The organism is Sphingobium sp. JAI105 (assembly GCF_015752145.1).
Taxonomy (GTDB): Bacteria; Pseudomonadota; Alphaproteobacteria; order Sphingomonadales; family Sphingomonadaceae; genus Sphingobium; species Sphingobium xenophagum.
Genome location: NZ_JADOUC010000001.1, coordinates 751311 through 767451 on the forward strand (window position 1 = coordinate 751311; position 16141 = coordinate 767451).

The 16141-nt window shown below is 65.2% G+C and carries 15 protein-coding genes; 5 read left to right on the forward strand and 10 right to left on the reverse strand.

Annotated elements, in window-relative coordinates; translation table 11 throughout:
* Positions 1-50: 50 nt before the first annotated feature.
* The 4 genes from IWY39_RS03505 to wecB all read right to left on the reverse strand — a co-directional run bounded on the left by IWY39_RS03505 (position 51) and on the right by wecB (position 5625).
* Complete coding sequence (locus IWY39_RS03505) at positions 51-2156, reverse strand: GumC family protein (protein WP_409994375.1); 2106 nt, start codon at positions 2154-2156, stop codon at positions 51-53.
* Positions 2156-2851, reverse strand: a complete 696-nt coding sequence (locus tag IWY39_RS03510) for a polysaccharide biosynthesis/export family protein (protein ID WP_107124648.1) — start codon at positions 2849-2851, stop codon at positions 2156-2158. The genes IWY39_RS03505 and IWY39_RS03510 overlap by 1 nt, the downstream gene beginning before the upstream one ends.
* A 102-nt stretch (positions 2852-2953) precedes the next feature.
* Positions 2954-4249, reverse strand: coding sequence for a UDP-N-acetyl-D-mannosamine dehydrogenase (gene wecC / locus IWY39_RS03515; RefSeq protein ID WP_107124649.1), 1296 nt, complete (start codon positions 4247-4249; stop codon positions 2954-2956).
* 266 nt (positions 4250-4515) lie between these two features.
* Entirely contained in the window at positions 4516-5625 is a 1110-nt protein-coding gene (gene wecB, locus IWY39_RS03520; RefSeq protein WP_107124702.1) for a non-hydrolyzing UDP-N-acetylglucosamine 2-epimerase, read from the reverse strand.
* A 210-nt stretch (positions 5626-5835) separates the two neighbouring features.
* Here wecB and IWY39_RS24295 point away from each other — a divergent pair, with 210 nt between their 5' ends.
* On the forward strand, positions 5836-5958 hold the full coding sequence (locus tag IWY39_RS24295; RefSeq protein WP_261376051.1) for a hypothetical protein: 123 nt from the start codon (positions 5836-5838) through the stop codon (positions 5956-5958).
* 3 nt (positions 5959-5961) lie between these two features.
* Here the strand turns inward: IWY39_RS24295 and IWY39_RS03525 are convergent, their stop codons facing one another.
* Positions 5962-6822 (reverse strand): ABC transporter permease, encoded by an 861-nt coding sequence (locus tag IWY39_RS03525; RefSeq protein WP_017182335.1) that lies wholly within the window; start codon positions 6820-6822, stop codon positions 5962-5964.
* A gap of 115 nt (positions 6823-6937) precedes the next feature.
* Here IWY39_RS03525 and IWY39_RS03530 point away from each other — a divergent pair, with 115 nt between their 5' ends.
* Positions 6938-7639, forward strand: a complete 702-nt coding sequence (locus IWY39_RS03530; RefSeq protein ID WP_107124651.1) for a GcrA family cell cycle regulator — start codon at positions 6938-6940, stop codon at positions 7637-7639.
* Between the two features lie 70 nt (positions 7640-7709).
* Here IWY39_RS03530 and IWY39_RS03535 read toward each other — a convergent pair whose 3' ends face one another.
* The gene (locus IWY39_RS03535) at positions 7710-8552 is read right to left on the reverse strand and encodes an outer membrane protein (protein ID WP_017182337.1); all 843 of its coding nucleotides are present in this window, start codon (positions 8550-8552) and stop codon (positions 7710-7712) included.
* 160 nt (positions 8553-8712) lie between these two features.
* Between IWY39_RS03535 and parE the strand changes: the two genes are divergently transcribed.
* Genes parE through IWY39_RS23985 form a run of 3 tightly spaced genes read left to right on the forward strand, consistent with a single transcriptional unit; the run spans position 8713 to position 11960 of the window.
* Positions 8713-10689, forward strand: a complete 1977-nt coding sequence (gene parE / locus IWY39_RS03540) for a DNA topoisomerase IV subunit B (protein ID WP_107124652.1) — start codon at positions 8713-8715, stop codon at positions 10687-10689.
* Positions 10686-11111: a hypothetical protein gene (locus IWY39_RS23980; RefSeq protein WP_231377489.1), complete on the forward strand. Its 426-nt coding sequence runs from the start codon at positions 10686-10688 to the stop codon at positions 11109-11111. The genes parE and IWY39_RS23980 overlap by 4 nt, the downstream gene beginning before the upstream one ends.
* 45 nt (positions 11112-11156) lie before the next feature.
* Positions 11157-11960, forward strand: a complete 804-nt coding sequence (locus IWY39_RS23985; protein WP_331274482.1) for a serine hydrolase — start codon at positions 11157-11159, stop codon at positions 11958-11960.
* Between the two features lie 25 nt (positions 11961-11985).
* Here the strand turns inward: IWY39_RS23985 and ccoS are convergent, their stop codons facing one another.
* From ccoS to ccoG, 4 genes are read right to left on the reverse strand one after another with little or no spacing between them, the layout of a single operon-like run.
* Entirely contained in the window at positions 11986-12126 is a 141-nt protein-coding gene (ccoS, locus tag IWY39_RS03550) for a cbb3-type cytochrome oxidase assembly protein CcoS (protein WP_017182340.1), read from the reverse strand.
* On the reverse strand, positions 12123-14258 hold the full coding sequence (locus IWY39_RS03555) for a heavy metal translocating P-type ATPase (protein WP_107124703.1): 2136 nt from the start codon (positions 14256-14258) through the stop codon (positions 12123-12125). Before IWY39_RS03555 ends, ccoS begins: the two co-directional genes overlap by 4 nt.
* Positions 14258-14713, reverse strand: a complete 456-nt coding sequence (locus IWY39_RS03560; protein WP_107124654.1) for a FixH family protein — start codon at positions 14711-14713, stop codon at positions 14258-14260. Before IWY39_RS03560 ends, IWY39_RS03555 begins: the two co-directional genes overlap by 1 nt.
* Positions 14710-16140: a cytochrome c oxidase accessory protein CcoG gene (gene ccoG / locus IWY39_RS03565; protein WP_107124655.1), complete on the reverse strand. Its 1431-nt coding sequence runs from the start codon at positions 16138-16140 to the stop codon at positions 14710-14712. Before ccoG ends, IWY39_RS03560 begins: the two co-directional genes overlap by 4 nt.
* Between the last annotated feature and the right edge of the window lies 1 nt (position 16141).

Sequence of the window (16141 nt, forward strand, 5' to 3'; positions counted from 1 at the left end):
GGCGATTTAACACAGCCTCCGTTCGTTTCGAACGGATATTTGCATTTCCCTCACCCGCCGCGGTGATAATCATATTCCATTGCCCGCCCCTGCTGCTTGGTCAGGATCGCGCCGATGATCGTGCCGCCTGCCCGGCGCAGGCGGTCCACGGCGGCGCGCAGGCCACCATGATGGTTGCGCCCCCATTCGACGACGAGCAGGCTGGCCTGCACCCTGCCCGCCAGCAGCAGCGTATCGGTCCCGCCCAGGATCGGCGGGGCGTCTATCAGCACCGCGTCATAACTGTCGCGCACGGCCAGTAGCAGCGCTTCGAATGCCGGGGTCGCCAGCAGTTCGGCCGGATTGGGCGGCACCGCGCCACAGGGGAGCAGCGCCACGCCAGACGTGCCGGTTTCCACGATAACCTCTTCGGCGCTGGCCTGCCCGGTCAGCAAAGCGCTGATGCCGCGACCGGCTGGCAGGCGGAACAGGCTGTGCTGGACCGGGCGGCGCATGTCGCCATCCACCACCAGCACCCGTTTGCCCAGGCCCGCCAAGGCCAGAGCCAGCGCATGCAGGGTCAGCGACTTGCCCTCCCCCTCCTGCGCGCTGGTGACGAGGATCGAGCGCGGCAGGCCGTCCGCCGACGCCAGCAGCAGCGACGACGCAAGCGGCGTGAAAATATCGACCGGCTGCGGGGCGTCGCCCGTCACCGGCACCGACCCCAGCAGCGGCAGACCGACCCGTTCGGTCAGCGTATCGGCGGACGTTACAGCATCATCGAACATGTGCCGCGCCGCGACCAGCAGCAGGCCCAATGCCATCCCGCCCAGCGACGCCAGCAGCAATGTCATGCCGATGCGCGGCGAAAAGGGCCGGGTCGGCACGGCTGCGCGATCGAGCGGCTGGATGCGACCGGCCTGAAACCCCGCCTGCGACGCCATGTCGCGATAGCGCTGGAGCAGGCTGTCATGCAGCATCCTGTAGGTATCGACAGACCGTTCCAATATGCCCGTCTGCACGTCACGCCCGCGTTCGGCCTGCGCCTGCCGCTCCAGATCGGCGATTTCGGCCGCAATCTGGGTTTCGCCATGCACCGCAACCTCATATTGTTCGCGCAGCGACGCGCGAATGGTGTTCGCCATCGCCTCCGCCTGATCGTCCAGCGCCGCCAGACGGGCGCGCGCCTCGCGCATGTCGGGATGGGCATCCTTGCGGAACTGCCGTTCCTCGACAATGGCGGCGCGCGCTTCGGCGCGGCTCGTCATCAGGCTCTGCATCGCGCCATTGCCCAGCACTTCGGGCAGCGTTTCAGGACTGGCGCGACGTGCGCCCTCCCACCGCTTCTGCGCCGCGATCCGATCCGCCAGCGCCTGCGCGCGATAGGCGTTTAACTGGGCGAGACGCGCGGCGATCGTGCCTTGCGGCGGGCGCTGCGTATCATCGCCATCGTCCGTCACCCCGCTGGTGCGTGCGGCATAGACCGCCAGATCGCGCTCGGCCCGCGCCAGATCCTTGCGCGCCCCGTCCAGTTCGCCCAGCAGGAAGCGGCGCGCCTGCACGCCCGATTCAAAGCCGCGCTTCAGGTCCGCGCGGATCAGGCTGTCGGCATAGCTGTTGGCGACGCGCGCGGACAGGACCGGGTCCGCACTGACGAAGCTGATGCGCAGAACGCGCGACTTGCCGGGCAGATCGACCTCCAGATTGTCGCGCAGCAGGCGCACCACCATATCCTGTTCGACCTGCCGCTGGGTCAGGCTGCCTGCGCCTTCGGTCGGGCGCTTGCGGTCCATGCCCGCAAAAAATGTAGGGGTGCCGACCAGCGCCAGATCGCGCGCGACCTCTTCGGCCAACGCCCGGCTGCGCAGCACCTCCAGTTCGGTCTGCATCAGCGATTCGATGTCGCCCGGCGCACCATGGGTCGCGGCCTGCGCATTTGACCCGGCGGCGCCCGCTGGCACGTCCTGCACCTCGACTGATGCCGTGGCACGATAGTCCGGGGTGGACATCAGGATGATCAGCGCGCCCGCCAGCAGGCACAACGCCATGGTGACGAACAGGATGACGCGATGGCGGCGCAGCACGGCCCAGCCGTGGCGGGTGGCGGCCGCGAAACGGGCGGCGCGGCCCTCGCCCAGCACGATTCCGTCAGACGCCATGGTGTCCGGTCCGCTCATCAATTCTTCCCGTCCAGGGCAATGAACCCGGCGGCCAGCGCCGGCGCGGCCAGCAAGGTGCCGCCCAATATCGCCTTCGCCCGCGACAGGCCGACAATGATCATATCGCCGGGCAGGATTTCGGGATCGGCGGCCTTGCCCCGGCGAATAGCGGCAAGATCGAACATCGCGGCCTGCCGTTCCCCGTCAATCTGCCGCACGACAATGATTTGCGAGAGGCTGGCGAGCCGGGTCGGCCCTTTGGCCAGCGTCACCGCCTGGCTAAGCGTCAGGCGCCCGTCGACCGGGAACAGGCCCGGTTCCCGCACTTCCCCGTCCACGGTGATGCGGCGGCCGACCGCCTTCTTCACGAATATGGTGACTTGCGGCGACACCAGATAGCGCTGGCCCAGCCGATCGGCGATCAGGTCTGCCGCATCGCCGGATGACAGGCCGGCAACCGGCACATCCCCGATCAGCGGCATCCGCACCATGCCAGCAGCGCTCACCTGCGCATCCTCCAGCGACAGGTCCGGCTCATGATAGACCTGAATGCGCAGCAAATCGTCGGGGGACAGGCGATAATCCATGCCGATGGCGGGCGCTGGCGGAATGATCGCATAGGCCTCGTCACCGCGCGGTGCCGGCTCGACGCTCGCGCAGGCAGACAGCAACGCGCAACCGCTCATCGCGGCATAGATCTGCCTGATGGTCATCTGCACTTCTGCCCCCTTATGGCCCGATTGAGGCCGGGGGGTAGCGGTGCGGCACGACGAAGGCAACCACAGGCGCGACGGGTCGCGCCCGATGGCCGGTCGTCAGACGGCGACGCGCCCCGGCGCCGGTTCGGCGAAGCGGCGTGGCTGATCGGGCCAGATGCCGCGGGTGTCATAAACGGCCTTGCCGACACGTTCATCGACGGGGACAGATTTGAACATGTCATGATCGACAAGAATGACAAACACGCCACATTGTTCCAGAGCCGTATCGAGATCGATCAGTTCCGCGCCCGTCCCGGCAAATTCCATCGGCAGGGCATGGGCGTAGGGTTCGACCAGCTTGATCCGGCGACCATAGCGACGGGCCAGCCGCGCGGCGACCTTGACTGCCGGGCTTTCGCGGAAATCGTCGATATTCGCCTTGAACGCCAGGCCCAGGCAGGCAACATCCTCGCCAGCAAAGGCATCGATCATGTCAGACGCCTTGGCCACGACATAGTCGGTCTTGCCGTCATTCACTTCGCGCGCGGTGCGGATGATGCGGGCATTTTCCGGGTCGCCATGGACGATGAACCAGGGATCGACCGCGATGCAATGGCCGCCGACGCCGGGACCGGGGGAAAGGATATTGACGCGCGGATGGCGGTTGGCCAGCCGGATCACTTCCCACACGTCGATGTCCATATTCTCCGCGATCACCGACAATTCATTGGCAAAGGCGATATTGACGTCACGGAAGCTGTTTTCGACCAGCTTGACCATCTCCGCCGCGCGGGCCGTCGTGGTGATGCACGCGCCGCGCACGAACTGGCGATAGAAGCCCAGCGCCTTGCGCGCGCAACGCGGCGTGATGCCGCCAATGCAGCGATCATTGTCGATCAACTCGACCAGGATACGGCCGGGCAGAACGCGCTCCGGGCAATAGGCGATGGCGATGTCGCCCTGCACGCCCTTGCCGGGCATTTTGAGGTCGGGGCGCATCGTGCCGATGACATCGCGCATCGCTTCGGTCGTGCCGACAGGCGATGTGGATTCCAGAATCACCGTGTCGCCCGCCTTCAGCACCGGGGCGATCGTGCGCGCGGCTTTCAGGACATAGCTGATGTCGGGCGCGCGATCTTCCGCCACCGGGGTCGGCACGGCGATGATGAACACGTCGCTTTCCTCGACCTCCAGGCTGGCGCGCAGATTGCCGCGCGCGACGACGCCTTGCACCAGTCCGTCAAGATCGACTTCCTCGATATGCACCCGGCCGGAATTGACGGTTTCCACGACATGGGCGGACACGTCCACGCCAACCACCTGCGCGCCGCCACGCGCGATCAGGGCTGCGGTCGGCAGGCCGATATAGCCAAGGCCGATGACGGAAACCTTCTGCTTGGTGTCGACGGGCATGAACAGGCAGTCCTTATGAGGCTAAGATTTGCCGCAGTTTCTGCCCGGAAATGCTGAAGATTTCGGTAACGGTGGCACCAAGATCGACCTTCTCCCCCTGGGGGAGAAGGATATGGAGCCTTACCGCATCCGAAGGATCGGTTAGGCGCAGTTGGATGAGGGGGCAGTGCGCCAACGTCAGGGCGGACGCCCTCACCACTGCGACTAAGGCAGCAAGCTGCCTAGTCTCGTTGCCTCTCCCCTGCGGTAGAGGAAATTATGACGCTCTATCCCGCGATAACGCCGGCAATCCGCTCCGCCGCATGGCCATCACCGAACGGATTATGCGCCCGCGCCATGGCATCATAGGCGGCCTCATCATCCAGCAACGCCAGCACTTCACGCACGATCAGCGCGCGGTCGGTCCCGACCAGCTTGGCCGTCCCGGCCTCCACGCCTTCTGGCCGCTCGGTCGTTTCCCGCATCACCAGAACCGGCTTGCCGAGCGAGGGCGCTTCTTCCTGCACGCCGCCGCTATCGGTCAGGACGAGGGTGCAGAGATCAAGCAGCCGCACGAAATGCGGATAATCAAGCGGCTCGATCATCGCGACATTGGGCAGGCCGCCCAGCACTGCGTCCATGATCGGGCGGACATTGGGGTTGGGATGAACCGGAAAGATAACAGCCACGTCAGGCCGCGCCGCGATGTCGGCGATGGATCGGGCGATCGCCTCCATGCCGCCACCGAAATTTTCGCGCCTGTGGCTGGTGACGGCGATGATCCGCTTGCCAGCGAAACGCGCGGCAAGATCATCAAGACCGCTGGCAAGCGTGGGATCGGCCAGCACCCGGTCGCGCGTCGCGAGCAACGCGTCGATCACGGTATTGCCGGTAATGTGGATACCCGCTGCGTCCCGGCTTTCGCGCAACAACGCATCGGCAGCCGCCTGCGTCGGCGCGAAATTCATGTCCGCGATGCAGGCGACGACGCGGCGGTTCACCTCTTCGGGCCAGGGGTGGTGGATGTCGCCGCTGCGCAGTCCCGCCTCGACATGGGCAACGGGGATCTTGCGATAATAGGCCGCCAGGCTCGCGACCATGGTGGTCAGCGTGTCGCCATGGACGACGATGCGATCAGGCTTTTCGGCGTCGAACGCCTTGCCCAGTTCGACGATCAGCTTGGCGGTCAGCCCGTCGAGCGTCTGGTTCGGGACCATGACGTCAAGGTCGACGTCCGGCACGATCCCGGCAATCTCCAGCACCTGATCCAGCAGGCCGCGATGCTGGGCCGTCACGATGACGCGGGTTTCCACGCCGGGCCGCGCGCGCAGGGCGTGGATCACCGGAAACATCTTGATCGCTTCGGGGCGGGTGCCGAACACTATGGCGATCTTCATCATCAATCTTTCTTGCTGCAAAGCGGTATCGCAGCCGCTGTGGCAGAGAAATGTAACCATCGCCTGAACGCAGGCGGCCCCGCAGATGCTTTTGCAACGCCCCGGCGCATGCTAGGGCAACGATCTTGCTGCGGGTGATGATGATTTTATGCAGGTTGCGATGATCGAGACTGGCCAGGCGCGCACCCGGATTGGCGGATCGAACCGCTGATGTGGCCCTGGGACGAGGAACATCGCGATGACGCCCTGCCCCGCTGGCATCACTGGCTGCTGGCGATCGTGATGCTCATCGTCCTCAGCGCGCTCATGCCGATCTTCGCCGCCTTTTCCTGACCGTTACGCCTTGATCTTCCAGCCGCGCTTCAACAGCGTGTAGCAGAGCGTGCCAAGCCCGATATTGAGCGCCAGCAATACGCTGCTGCCCACCACGATGTTGGTATCGGCCGCCGCTACGAAGCCATAGCGGAAGCCTGAAATGATATAGAAGAACGGGTTGGCGTGGCTGATCCCCTGAAAAAAGGGCGGCAGCCGGTCGATCGAGTAGAAAGTGCCCGACAGCAGCGCCAGCGGACCGATAACGAAGTTGGTGACCGCGGCGTTATGATCGAACTTGTCGGCCCAAATGGACGTCAGCACGCCCAGAAAGGCGATGAAGCTGGTGCCGATCAGGGCGAACCACAGCACCGCCCACAGATGCGCGGGGGTGACATGGACACCGGGCCACAGCGCCATGGCCGCCCACAGCGCGGACCCCACGAACAGCGCGCGCGTGACCGATGACGCCACCAGTGCGCCCAGCAATTCACCCACGGAAATAGGCGGCATCAGATAATCGACCAGCGTTCCCTGCACCTTGCCCACCATCAGCGGAAAGCTGGCATTGGCGAAGCAGGCGTTGATCATGCCCATGATGATCAGGCCGGGTGCGACGAAATCGGCGAACGGCACCGCCTGCCCGCGCAGCATCACGGTGCGACCGCTGCCGCCCAGCGCGACGATGAAGATGACCAGGAACAGCAGGGTGGTGATGGCCGGTCCCCACACCGTCTGAAGCTGCACCTTCATGAAGCGGCGCACTTCCTTCAGATAGAGCGCCCAGCTGCCCGCCCAGTTGATGTTGCGAATCACCGGCACCCCCGGTTCGGGGAATGGCGGCGTGGCGGGCGCGGTCGGGCTAATTTTGGGCTGGTCGTTCATGGATGGATCGACTATCGGCTGAGAGGATTTGCTGCAAGGGCGCTGTTCACGGATTTGAACCTGCGCACCGGCTCCCCATATAGGGGCGCAGCCAGATATTTTGAGGAGTGTTTCATTGTCCTGGACCGACGAGCGTATCGACCAGCTCAAGGGTATGTGGGAACGCGGCCTGACCGCCAGCCAGATTGCCGAGGAATTGGGCGGCGTCAGCCGTAATGCGGTGATCGGCAAGGCCCATCGCCTGGGCCTGCAATCGCGTCCTTCGCCGGTCAAGGCCAATGATGCGCCCAAAAAGGCTCCCGCGCCGCCGCGCAAGCCAGCCAGCCCCGCTCCGGCGGTCGAAGCAGAGGCCGCGCCGCGCCCGGTTGCGCCCGCGCCGGTGGCCGAAGCTCCTGCCCCAGTCCGCGCCTTCACGCCTGCCGCAGCGCCTGCCGCGCCTGCGCCAGTGCCCGTCGCTGAAGACGCAGCCGCCAAGCCGCAACCGCGCATCGTGTCGGTCGGGCCGGGCGGTTTCCTGCGTCAGGGTCCGGGCGATCAGCAGGCGCCGATCCCGCCCGCGCCGCCCCGTCGCCTGGTCCCGGCCAAGCCCAGTGCGGAAATCGCGGGCAAGACGTCGTTGCTCGACCTCACCGAGCGGATCTGCAAATGGCCGATGGGGCATCCGGGCGAGCCCGACTTCCATTTCTGTGGCGAGCAGGTGAACCCCGGCTTCCCCTATTGCGTCGAACATTGCGGCCGCGCCTATCAGGCGCAACTGCCGCGCGGCACCCGCCGCCCGCCCCCGCCGCTGCCTTTCGGCGGCCCCAGGGTGCGTTGACCATCTGACCCGGATACAAAAAAAGGGGCCGGTTCCTGCGTAGGAACCGGCCCCTTTTTCATGCCATCTATCAGAAGCGGAAGCTGGTGGTCACCATCACGCTCTGCGTGTCGAACTTGTCGCCACGGTTCATGCTCGTGCCGCCCGACGGGGTGATCAGGAACGGATTGGTGGCAGGCGCAGTCCCCGCACCGACATCGACGCGATAATCGTCGACATTATAGCGGGTCCACAGATAGCGCGCGCCGATCGAGAAATTGTCGGACACTTTCGCTTCGAGGCCGCCACCCATGGTCCAGCCCCATGCGTCTTCCTTGGCATTGACCGAGGTAAAGCTGTTCGCGCCATTGCTGGTGCTAAAGCTGTTCTTGACCTTGGCATAGGCAAGACCGCCAGTGATGTAGGGCATGATGCCGCTGGGCGTGGTGTAGCCCAGGCGCGCGCGCAGATTGCCGTTCCAGTCGATCCGCCGCGTCATGGTGTAGAAGGCCGGGGTGGTCGAATATTCGGTCACGCTGTCGCTGATATAGGCCTTGCCCGCTTCGGCGACGACACCGGCGACGATGCCGCCGAACTGCATGTCATAACCGACATGGCCCATCCAGCCGATCGCATCCTTGTCATCGTCGCAACCCGACGCCGGGGTGGGGCCGCGCGCTGCGCCGCCGCAAGTGCCGGGCGAAAAGGCATTGGCGCCGGTGATGGTGGTCACCGTGTCATTGTAGCTGCCGTCGGCATTGGTATCGAAGCGCAGATGCTCTGCGCCGTCGCTCTTCTGGAAATTATAGCCGAACGACCCACCCACATAAGGGCCAGTCCAATCGACCGGGCCGCTATCCTGTGCGAAGGCGGGGGCCGCCGCCAGAGCGAGCGCCAGGGTGGCGCCAAGCGGCGCGATACGGTTGAAAAACATTGAAAAAATCTCCTCGCCTGATCGGGTATCGAAACCCAACTGCGCTCCGCTAACGGATCGAACGGCGCTTTTGTTTCACATCGCAATGCAACATTTTGTTGCTGTTGCCATTTCAGCACAGTGCTTGCGCGGATCGCGCGCCTGCCTATAGCTTGCAATCATGTCCGATGACCTGTTCGCCGCCCAGCCCACATCCTCCTCCGGCTATGATGCCTCCGCCATTGAAGTGCTCGAAGGACTGGAACCAGTCCGTCGTCGCCCTGGCATGTATATCGGCGGCACGGACGAGCGCGCGCTGCACCATCTCGCGTCCGAAGTGCTGGACAACAGCATGGACGAAGCGGTGGCGGGTCATGCCACGCGGATCGAGGTGACGCTGGAGGCGGGCAACCGCCTGACCATCATAGACAATGGCCGTGGCATGCCGATCGACGAGCATCCGAAATTTCCCGGCAAGTCGGCGCTGGAAGTCATCATGACGACGCTCCATTCGGGCGGCAAGTTTGAGGGCAAGGCCTATGCCACGTCGGGCGGCTTGCATGGCGTGGGGGCCAGCGTCGTCAACGCGTTGTCGACCGAAACCGTGGTGGAGGTCGCCCGCAACAAGGAATTGTTCCGCCAGAGCTTCTCGCAGGGATTACCGCTTGGCCCGCTGGAAAAGGTGGGCGCTGCCCCCAACCGGCGCGGCACGTCCGTCAGCTTCACGCCGGACACGGCCATTTTCGGCGAGCAGAAGTTCAAGCCGGCGCGCCTCTATCGCCTCGCCCGGTCAAAGGCCTATCTGTTCGCGGGTGTCGAGATACGCTGGAAATGCGATCCTTCGCTCATCAGCGACGATACGCCAGCAGAAGCCGTGTTCCAGTTTCCCGGCGGCCTTGCCGATCATCTGAAGGAACAGGTCGGCAATCGCGAATGCGCGACCAGTGTGTTTTTCACCGGCAACCAGGATTTTCCCGGCATTGCTGGCCGGGTCGAATGGGCCGTCGCCTGGCCGCTCTGGTCCGATGGCAGCTATAGCTGGTACTGCAACACCATCCCCACGCCTGATGGCGGCACGCATGAAGCGGGGTTGCGCACCGCTTTGGTCAAGGGCATCCGCGCCTTTGGCGATCTGGTCGGTCAGAAAAAGGCGAAGGACATCACCGCCGACGACATCATGACGTCATCGGAAATCATGCTGTCGGTATTCATCCGCGAACCGCAATTTCAAAGCCAGACCAAGGACCGCCTGACCAGCCCGGATGCGGCGCGACTGGTGGAAAATGCGGTGCGCGACCATTTCGACCATTTCCTCACCGATCATATGGATCGCGGCAAGGCGCTGCTCGCCTATGTCATCGACCGGATGGACGATCGGCTGCGGCGCAAGCAGGAAAAGGACGTCAAGCGCAAGACCGCGACGAGCGCGCGCAAACTGCGCCTGCCCGGCAAACTGACCGACTGTTCGACCGACAATCCCGAAGGAACCGAGATTTTCCTGGTCGAAGGCGATTCGGCGGGCGGCTCGGCCAAGCAGGCGCGCGACCGCAAGACGCAGGCGATCCTGCCCCTGCGCGGCAAGATATTGAACGTCGCATCCGCCAATACTGCCAAGATCCTGGCCAATCAGGAAATTGCCGACATGATCCTGGCGCTGGGCTGCGGCACGCGCAAGGACTGCAACCCCGACAATCTGCGCTATGAGCGCATCGTCATCATGACCGACGCCGACGTCGACGGCGCGCACATCGCAACGCTGCTGATGACCTTCTTCTTTCAGGAGATGCCGGAACTGGTGCGGCGCGGGCATCTCTATCTCGCGCAGCCGCCGCTCTACCGGATCGTGGCGGGCGGCAAGAGCCTCTATGCCAAGGATGACGCGCATCGCGAGGAACTGTTGCGCAAGGAGTTCAAGGGCAAGAAGGTCGAGGTCAGCCGCTTCAAAGGGCTGGGCGAAATGAACCCGATGCAGCTGCGCGAGACCACGATGGACCCCGCCACCCGCAGCCTGATCCGCATCACCCTCCCCGCCGATGTCGAGGACCGCGCCAGCGTGCGCGATCTGGTCGACCGGCTGATGGGGACCAATCCGGCGCACCGCTTCGCCTTCATTCAGGAAAATGCAGCGGCGGTGGACGAAGAAGCGATCGACGCATGAAGATGCTTGTCGCGGCGCTTGCCTTGCTGGGGCTGGCGCTGTGGCCGACCGTTGGCGCAGCCAGGGACGCGACCTATCAGGCCAGGGCCGACCAGCTATTGTCGATCCTGTCCGCGCCGGGCGGCGAGGACACCTATTTCTCCACCCTGTTTCTGGACGCCGTCCCGGTCGCGCAATGGCGCGCATTGGCCGCCGATCTGCGCAAGCAATATGGCAAGCCGCTGGCGCGCGGCGCAGTGCAGGTCGAAAGCCCGACGACAGGCGTGGTGGAAATCCGTTATGAGCGGGCGACGATCGGCTTTACGCTGGTAGTCGCCCCCCAGGCGCCCAACCGGGTGGTTGGCCTGCAACTGGTCGGCACGCGGCGGACGGATGACGATATGGACCGGGTTATGGCCGGCATCGCTGCCCTCCCCGGCTAGGCCGCGCTTTCGATAGCGCAACTGGGCGATGCAGGCCCAGCCTGGCTGCACGAGCAGCACGCCGATACGCTGATGGCGACGGGATCATCCTTCAAACTTTATATATTGGCGGAACTCGCCCGCGCCGTGGCAGCAGGCGAGCGACGCTGGAGCGACGTCATCCCGCTGTCGCACAAAAGCTTTTCAGGGCGGCTATTGACGACGCCCGATGGCGCGCCGATGACGCTGCACAGTCTGGCGCTGGCGATGATCGCGGAAAGCGATAATAGCGCGGCCGATACGCTGTTGCTGGCGCTGGGGCGCACGCGGGTCGATGCCATGGTCGCAACCAGCGGCCATGCCCGCCCGGACGCGACGCTGCCCCTGCTGACGACGGCGGAAGCGTTCGCGCTCAAAATGCCCGCCCATGCCGATCTCGCGCGCAACTATGCCGCAGCGACGCCGGACCAGCGCCGTGCGATCATCACTGCCAACGCCGCGCAACTGACGGCGGGCGCGGTCGACATCGGCACGGTTGCGGACATTCCCACCGCCATCGACAGCATCGAATGGTTCGCCACGCCGCGCGACATGGTCCGGTTGCTCGACTGGCTACGGCGCAATGGCGGCGATGCCCTGCCGATCATGGCGGTCAATCCCGGCATTGCGCCTGCCGATGGCAAACGCTGGCGCTATCTGGGCTACAAGGGCGGATCAGAACCGGGCGTCATCGCCATGAATTTTCTGGTGCAGGCGCGCGATGGCCGGTGGTTCGCCATCGCCGCCAGCTGGAATGACAGCGCCGCGCGCGTCGATGAACCCCGCTTCGTGGCGCTCATGACCCGCGCGCTGAACCTGCTGGCGCAATAGCGCTTAATCAGGATCGCGCGCGCCGTCAGTCATCATCGTTCAATATGCGCAGCGCAGCGCCGTCAGGATCATCGAACTGCCCCGCCTTCAACGCCCAGAAGAAGGCGCCAAGCCCGACCAGCCCCAGCGAAAGGGCAATGGGAATGAGGAGGGCAAGGCCGATCATCGTGCCGCCCGCCGCAAACGCAGCGCATTGGCAATGACGATCAACGACGAACCGGACATGGCCAGCGCCGCGACCAAGGGCGTGACAAGCCCGGTGATCGCCAGCGGCACCGCCAGAAGATTATAACCCACGGCCAGCATGAAATTCTGACGCACGATCGCCAGCGTCCGCCGCGCTGCACGGACGGCAACCGCAACCGATGACAGGCTGTCGCCCAGGAACACGACATCGGCCGCCAGTTGGCTGGCGTCGCTGGCCGATGAAGGCGCCAGGCTGACATGGCCCGCCGCCAGCGCAGGCCCGTCATTCAGGCCATCCCCGACCATCAGGACGCGATGCCCCTGCGCCTTGAGCCGCTCGATCATCGCCAGCTTGGCCTGCGGGCTCATATGGCCGGTCGCCAGCATCCCCGTCGCCATCGCCACTTCATGCAGCGCCTGCGGCCGGTCGCCGCTCGCTATGATGGGATCGAGGCCAAGGGTGCGAAGCGCCGCCGCCGTCGCCGCGGCATCGGGACGCAGCATGTCGGCAAAGGTCAGGAGAATATGGCAATCGCCATCCCGATATTCGGTCGACAGGCTGGTCCAGTTGCCCGCATTGGCCGGTCGGGCAAGCGATACCGGCCTCCCCTGCCACAAGCCGCTGACGCCAACGCCAGCCTCCTCGCGCAGGTCGGACAGCGTGGCCGCCATGACGCCTTCCCGTTGCAGCGCCTCGGCCAGAGCGGCGCTCAGCGGATGGCGGCTGGCGCGGGCCAGCGCCAGCACCACTGGCCGCACATCGGCAGGCAACGCATCGAGATTTTCGGGCATTGGCCGCCCCAGCGTCAACGTACCGGTCTTGTCGAACATCGCGCGGTCCGCCTCGGCCAGCCGCTCCAGCGCAGACCCGTCCTTCACCAATATGCCGCGCCGCATCAGCGCGCCGCACGCGACCACCTGCGCGGCGGGCACCGCCAGGCCAAGGGCGCAGGGACAGGTGATCAGCAGCACGGCGGTCGCGATCAGCAGCGCCTGATGCACGCCAGCGCCAGCGATCATCCAGCCTGCGAACGACAGGGCAGCAAGCAGATGGACGGCAGGCGCGTAAAGCCGCGCCGCCCGGTCGGCAATCCGCACATAGCGTGACTTGCCCTGCCCGGCTGCATCCATCATCCGCGCTATGTCGGCGATCAGCGTATCCGCGCCCGCCGCCCTTACGACCACGCTGAGCGGCCCGTCCATATTGAGCGCGCCTGCATGAACGCCATCACCGACGCCGACCGCCACCGGACGGCTCTCACCCGTCAGGAAAGCCAGATCGACGCTGCTTTTCCCCTCCCGAATTTCGCCATCGGCCGCAAAGCGTTCGCCTGCGGCAACCTGCATCATCATCCCCGGCACCAGCGCGCGCGCTTCGACCCAGCGGCGCTGACCGGCCTCGATCACATAGGCGCCCGGCGCGGTCTGGCGCAGCAGGGCGGCGACGCCGTCCCGCGCCCGCCCCCGCATCATCGCGTCCAGGCATCGTCCAGCCAGCAGGAAAGTCAGCAGCATCACCGCGCCGTCGAACCAGGCATGGGTGCCGCCGGTAATCGTCTCATAGAGGCTCATGCCCGTGGCCAGCAGCACCCCGATGCTGATCGGCACGTCCATATTGGTGCGCCCGACCCGCAGCGCGGCAAAGGCGGAACGGAAGAATGGCTGCCCGGCATAGGCGACCGTCGGCAGCGCGATCAGGGCGGACAGCCAGTGGAACAGCTCACGGGTCGCGCCCACCGCCCCGGACCAGATCGATACCGACAGCAGCATGATGTTCATCGATGCAAAGCCAGCGACGGCCAGCGCGCGCAACAGCCGCTTGTCCTGCGCATTCTCCACCGCGATCGTCGGATCGGCCAGCGGCTCGGCGGCAAAACCTATGCCCGCAATCGCCGCGCGCAGGTCCGGCAGGGTCAGCGCCGGATCATGGGTGATGGCGACGCGCCTGGCCGAATAATTGACCCGCGCGGCATGAATGCCCGGCAGCGCCGTCAGCCCGCGCTCGACCTTGGCGATGCAGCCTGCGCAATGCATGTCCGGCACAGCGAACAGGCTATGGGCAGCATCCGGTGCGATGGGATCGGGCGTCAGGGTGACGGGCAGGCTCGCCATCATCCATGCCTTTCCACAACGCGAATCTCGTGCCCGTCGGCCCTGACTGTCCAGTGGATGATCCACCGCCCGGCGGGCAACGGCTGCGCCGCCCGCCACTCGCCATCGGCCTGCCGCTCGATGCGCAAATCCAAGTCGGGCGCGCGCCCCAGCGGATGCTCCGCCGTCGCGGTTACCGTCATAGACTGTGATCGCGGCCCGACCAGCTTCAGGATCACATGGCGGGCAGCGTCCAGCCGTGTTTCCTGTTGCCAGCCAAGCGCATCCTGTTGCCGCGCCTGCGCCAGCCAGCCGTTGAAGCGTTGGCTGGCGACATAGCTATTGTCGACCACCGTGCCGCCAAAACCGCCCACGGCATAGCTCGCCATCAGGACATTCACCGCAATCACCACGGCAAAGAAGGCCACGAAAATCGCCGCGACATGGCGGCCGGTCAGGTGAAAGCCGGGCATCATTGCAACCTTTCAAAATGGGCGGGTTCGCTGGCTGTGCCGCCTTCGCGGTCGGTGGCGCGGACAGTGAAGGCGAAATCCTCGCGCTGTGGCCCCTCCGCTGGCGCGGCCAGGAAGATGCGCAATTTCGCCACGCTGTCGGACGGGACGATCGTGTCGATCGCCGCCCGCGCATCGGCCCGGCCATCCCGGTCGGTCCACAGGCTGACCCCGGCCAGCCCTTCTGCCGATATACGCATGGGCCGTGGCCGCGATTCCATGTTCCGCAGCTTGACGGTGAAAGCATTGCGGACCGTGCCGTCGGACAGGCGCATCGCGATGGGATTACGATCCTGCTGCGCACTGATGTCGATCCGGGTGCGAGTGCCCAACGCAAACAGCATGGCGACGCCAACTGCGCTCCACAGCGTCAGATAGACGAGCGTGCGGACATGGAGCAGCGAACGGATGACGGGGCGTGGCGCTCGGCCTGCCTTTTCCGCAGTGGCGTCATCCTCGGTGCAATAGTCGATCAGGCCGCGCGGACGCCCCACCTGCGCCATCACCTTGTCGCAGGCATCGACGCACAGCGCACAGGTGATGCAGCCGATCTGCGGCCCTTCACGAATGTCGATGCCGGTGGGGCAGACGGCGACGCACTGGTCGCAATCGATGCAATCCCCAAAGGCGTCGGGCTGCGCCAGCGATTTTTTCAGGCTCCCCCGCTGCTCCCCGCGCCAATATTTATAGGTGACGACCAGCGACTTTTCATCGAGCATCGCGGTCTGGATGCGCGGCCAGGGGCACATATAGATGCACACCTGTTCGCGCATGAAGCCGCCCAGGATGAAAGTGGTCGCGGTCAGGACGGCGACCGTTGCATAGGCAACAGGCGCAGCGGTCCCGCTCCAGAACTGTTGCTGCAACGTCGGCGCGTCGGCGAAATAGAAAATCCACGCGCCCCCGGTGCCAAAGGCGATGAGCAGCCATATGCTCCATTTGGCGACCCGGCGAGCGATCTTGCCCGCGCTCCAGGGCGCCTTGTCCAGGCGGATCTGGGCATTGCGGTCGCCGTCGATGAAGCGTTCGACATGCTGGTAGAGGTCCGTCCACACCGTCTGCGGGCAGGCGTAGCCGCACCAGGCGCGCCCGACTGCGGACGTGACCAGGAACAGGCCGACCCCGGCCATGACCAGCAGTCCGGCGACATAATAGAATTCATGCGGCCAAATCTCGATCGCGAACATGTAGAAGCGACGATGGGCGAGATCGACCAGCACGGCCTGATCGGGCGCATAGGGGCCGCGATCCCAGCGCAGCCAGGGCGTTATCCAGTAGATGGCGAGCGTGACCGCCATGACCACCCATTTGAGGCGACGGTAAAAGCCGTCGATCGCCTTGGGATAAACGCCCTTGCGCTTGGCATAGAGGGACAGGGGAGCGGCGGTCATG

What these genes read in the sequence shown, in the direction of transcription:
- ccoG (WP_107124655.1), bottom strand. Translation starts at nt 16,140, where the DNA reads ATGACCGCCGCTCCCCTGTCCCTCTATGCCAAGCGCAAGGGCGTTTAT.
- IWY39_RS03560 (WP_107124654.1), bottom strand. Translation starts at nt 14,713, where the DNA reads ATGATGCCCGGCTTTCACCTGACCGGCCGCCATGTCGCGGCGATTTTC.
- IWY39_RS03505 (WP_409994375.1), bottom strand. Translation starts at nt 2,156, where the DNA reads ATGAGCGGACCGGACACCATGGCGTCTGACGGAATCGTGCTGGGCGAG.
- IWY39_RS24295 (WP_261376051.1), top strand. Translation starts at nt 5,836, where the DNA reads ATGTGGCCCTGGGACGAGGAACATCGCGATGACGCCCTGCCCCGCTGG.
- IWY39_RS03555 (WP_107124703.1), bottom strand. Translation starts at nt 14,258, where the DNA reads ATGGCGAGCCTGCCCGTCACCCTGACGCCCGATCCCATCGCACCGGAT.
- ccoS (WP_017182340.1), bottom strand. Translation starts at nt 12,126, where the DNA reads ATGATCGGCCTTGCCCTCCTCATTCCCATTGCCCTTTCGCTGGGGCTG.
- IWY39_RS03510 (WP_107124648.1), bottom strand. Translation starts at nt 2,851, where the DNA reads ATGACCATCAGGCAGATCTATGCCGCGATGAGCGGTTGCGCGTTGCTG.
- IWY39_RS03535 (WP_017182337.1), bottom strand. Translation starts at nt 8,552, where the DNA reads ATGTTTTTCAACCGTATCGCGCCGCTTGGCGCCACCCTGGCGCTCGCT.
- parE (WP_107124652.1), top strand. Translation starts at nt 8,713, where the DNA reads ATGTCCGATGACCTGTTCGCCGCCCAGCCCACATCCTCCTCCGGCTAT.
- wecB (WP_107124702.1), bottom strand. Translation starts at nt 5,625, where the DNA reads ATGAAGATCGCCATAGTGTTCGGCACCCGCCCCGAAGCGATCAAGATG.
- wecC (WP_107124649.1), bottom strand. Translation starts at nt 4,249, where the DNA reads ATGCCCGTCGACACCAAGCAGAAGGTTTCCGTCATCGGCCTTGGCTAT.
- IWY39_RS03525 (WP_017182335.1), bottom strand. Translation starts at nt 6,822, where the DNA reads ATGAACGACCAGCCCAAAATTAGCCCGACCGCGCCCGCCACGCCGCCA.
- IWY39_RS23980 (WP_231377489.1), top strand. Translation starts at nt 10,686, where the DNA reads ATGAAGATGCTTGTCGCGGCGCTTGCCTTGCTGGGGCTGGCGCTGTGG.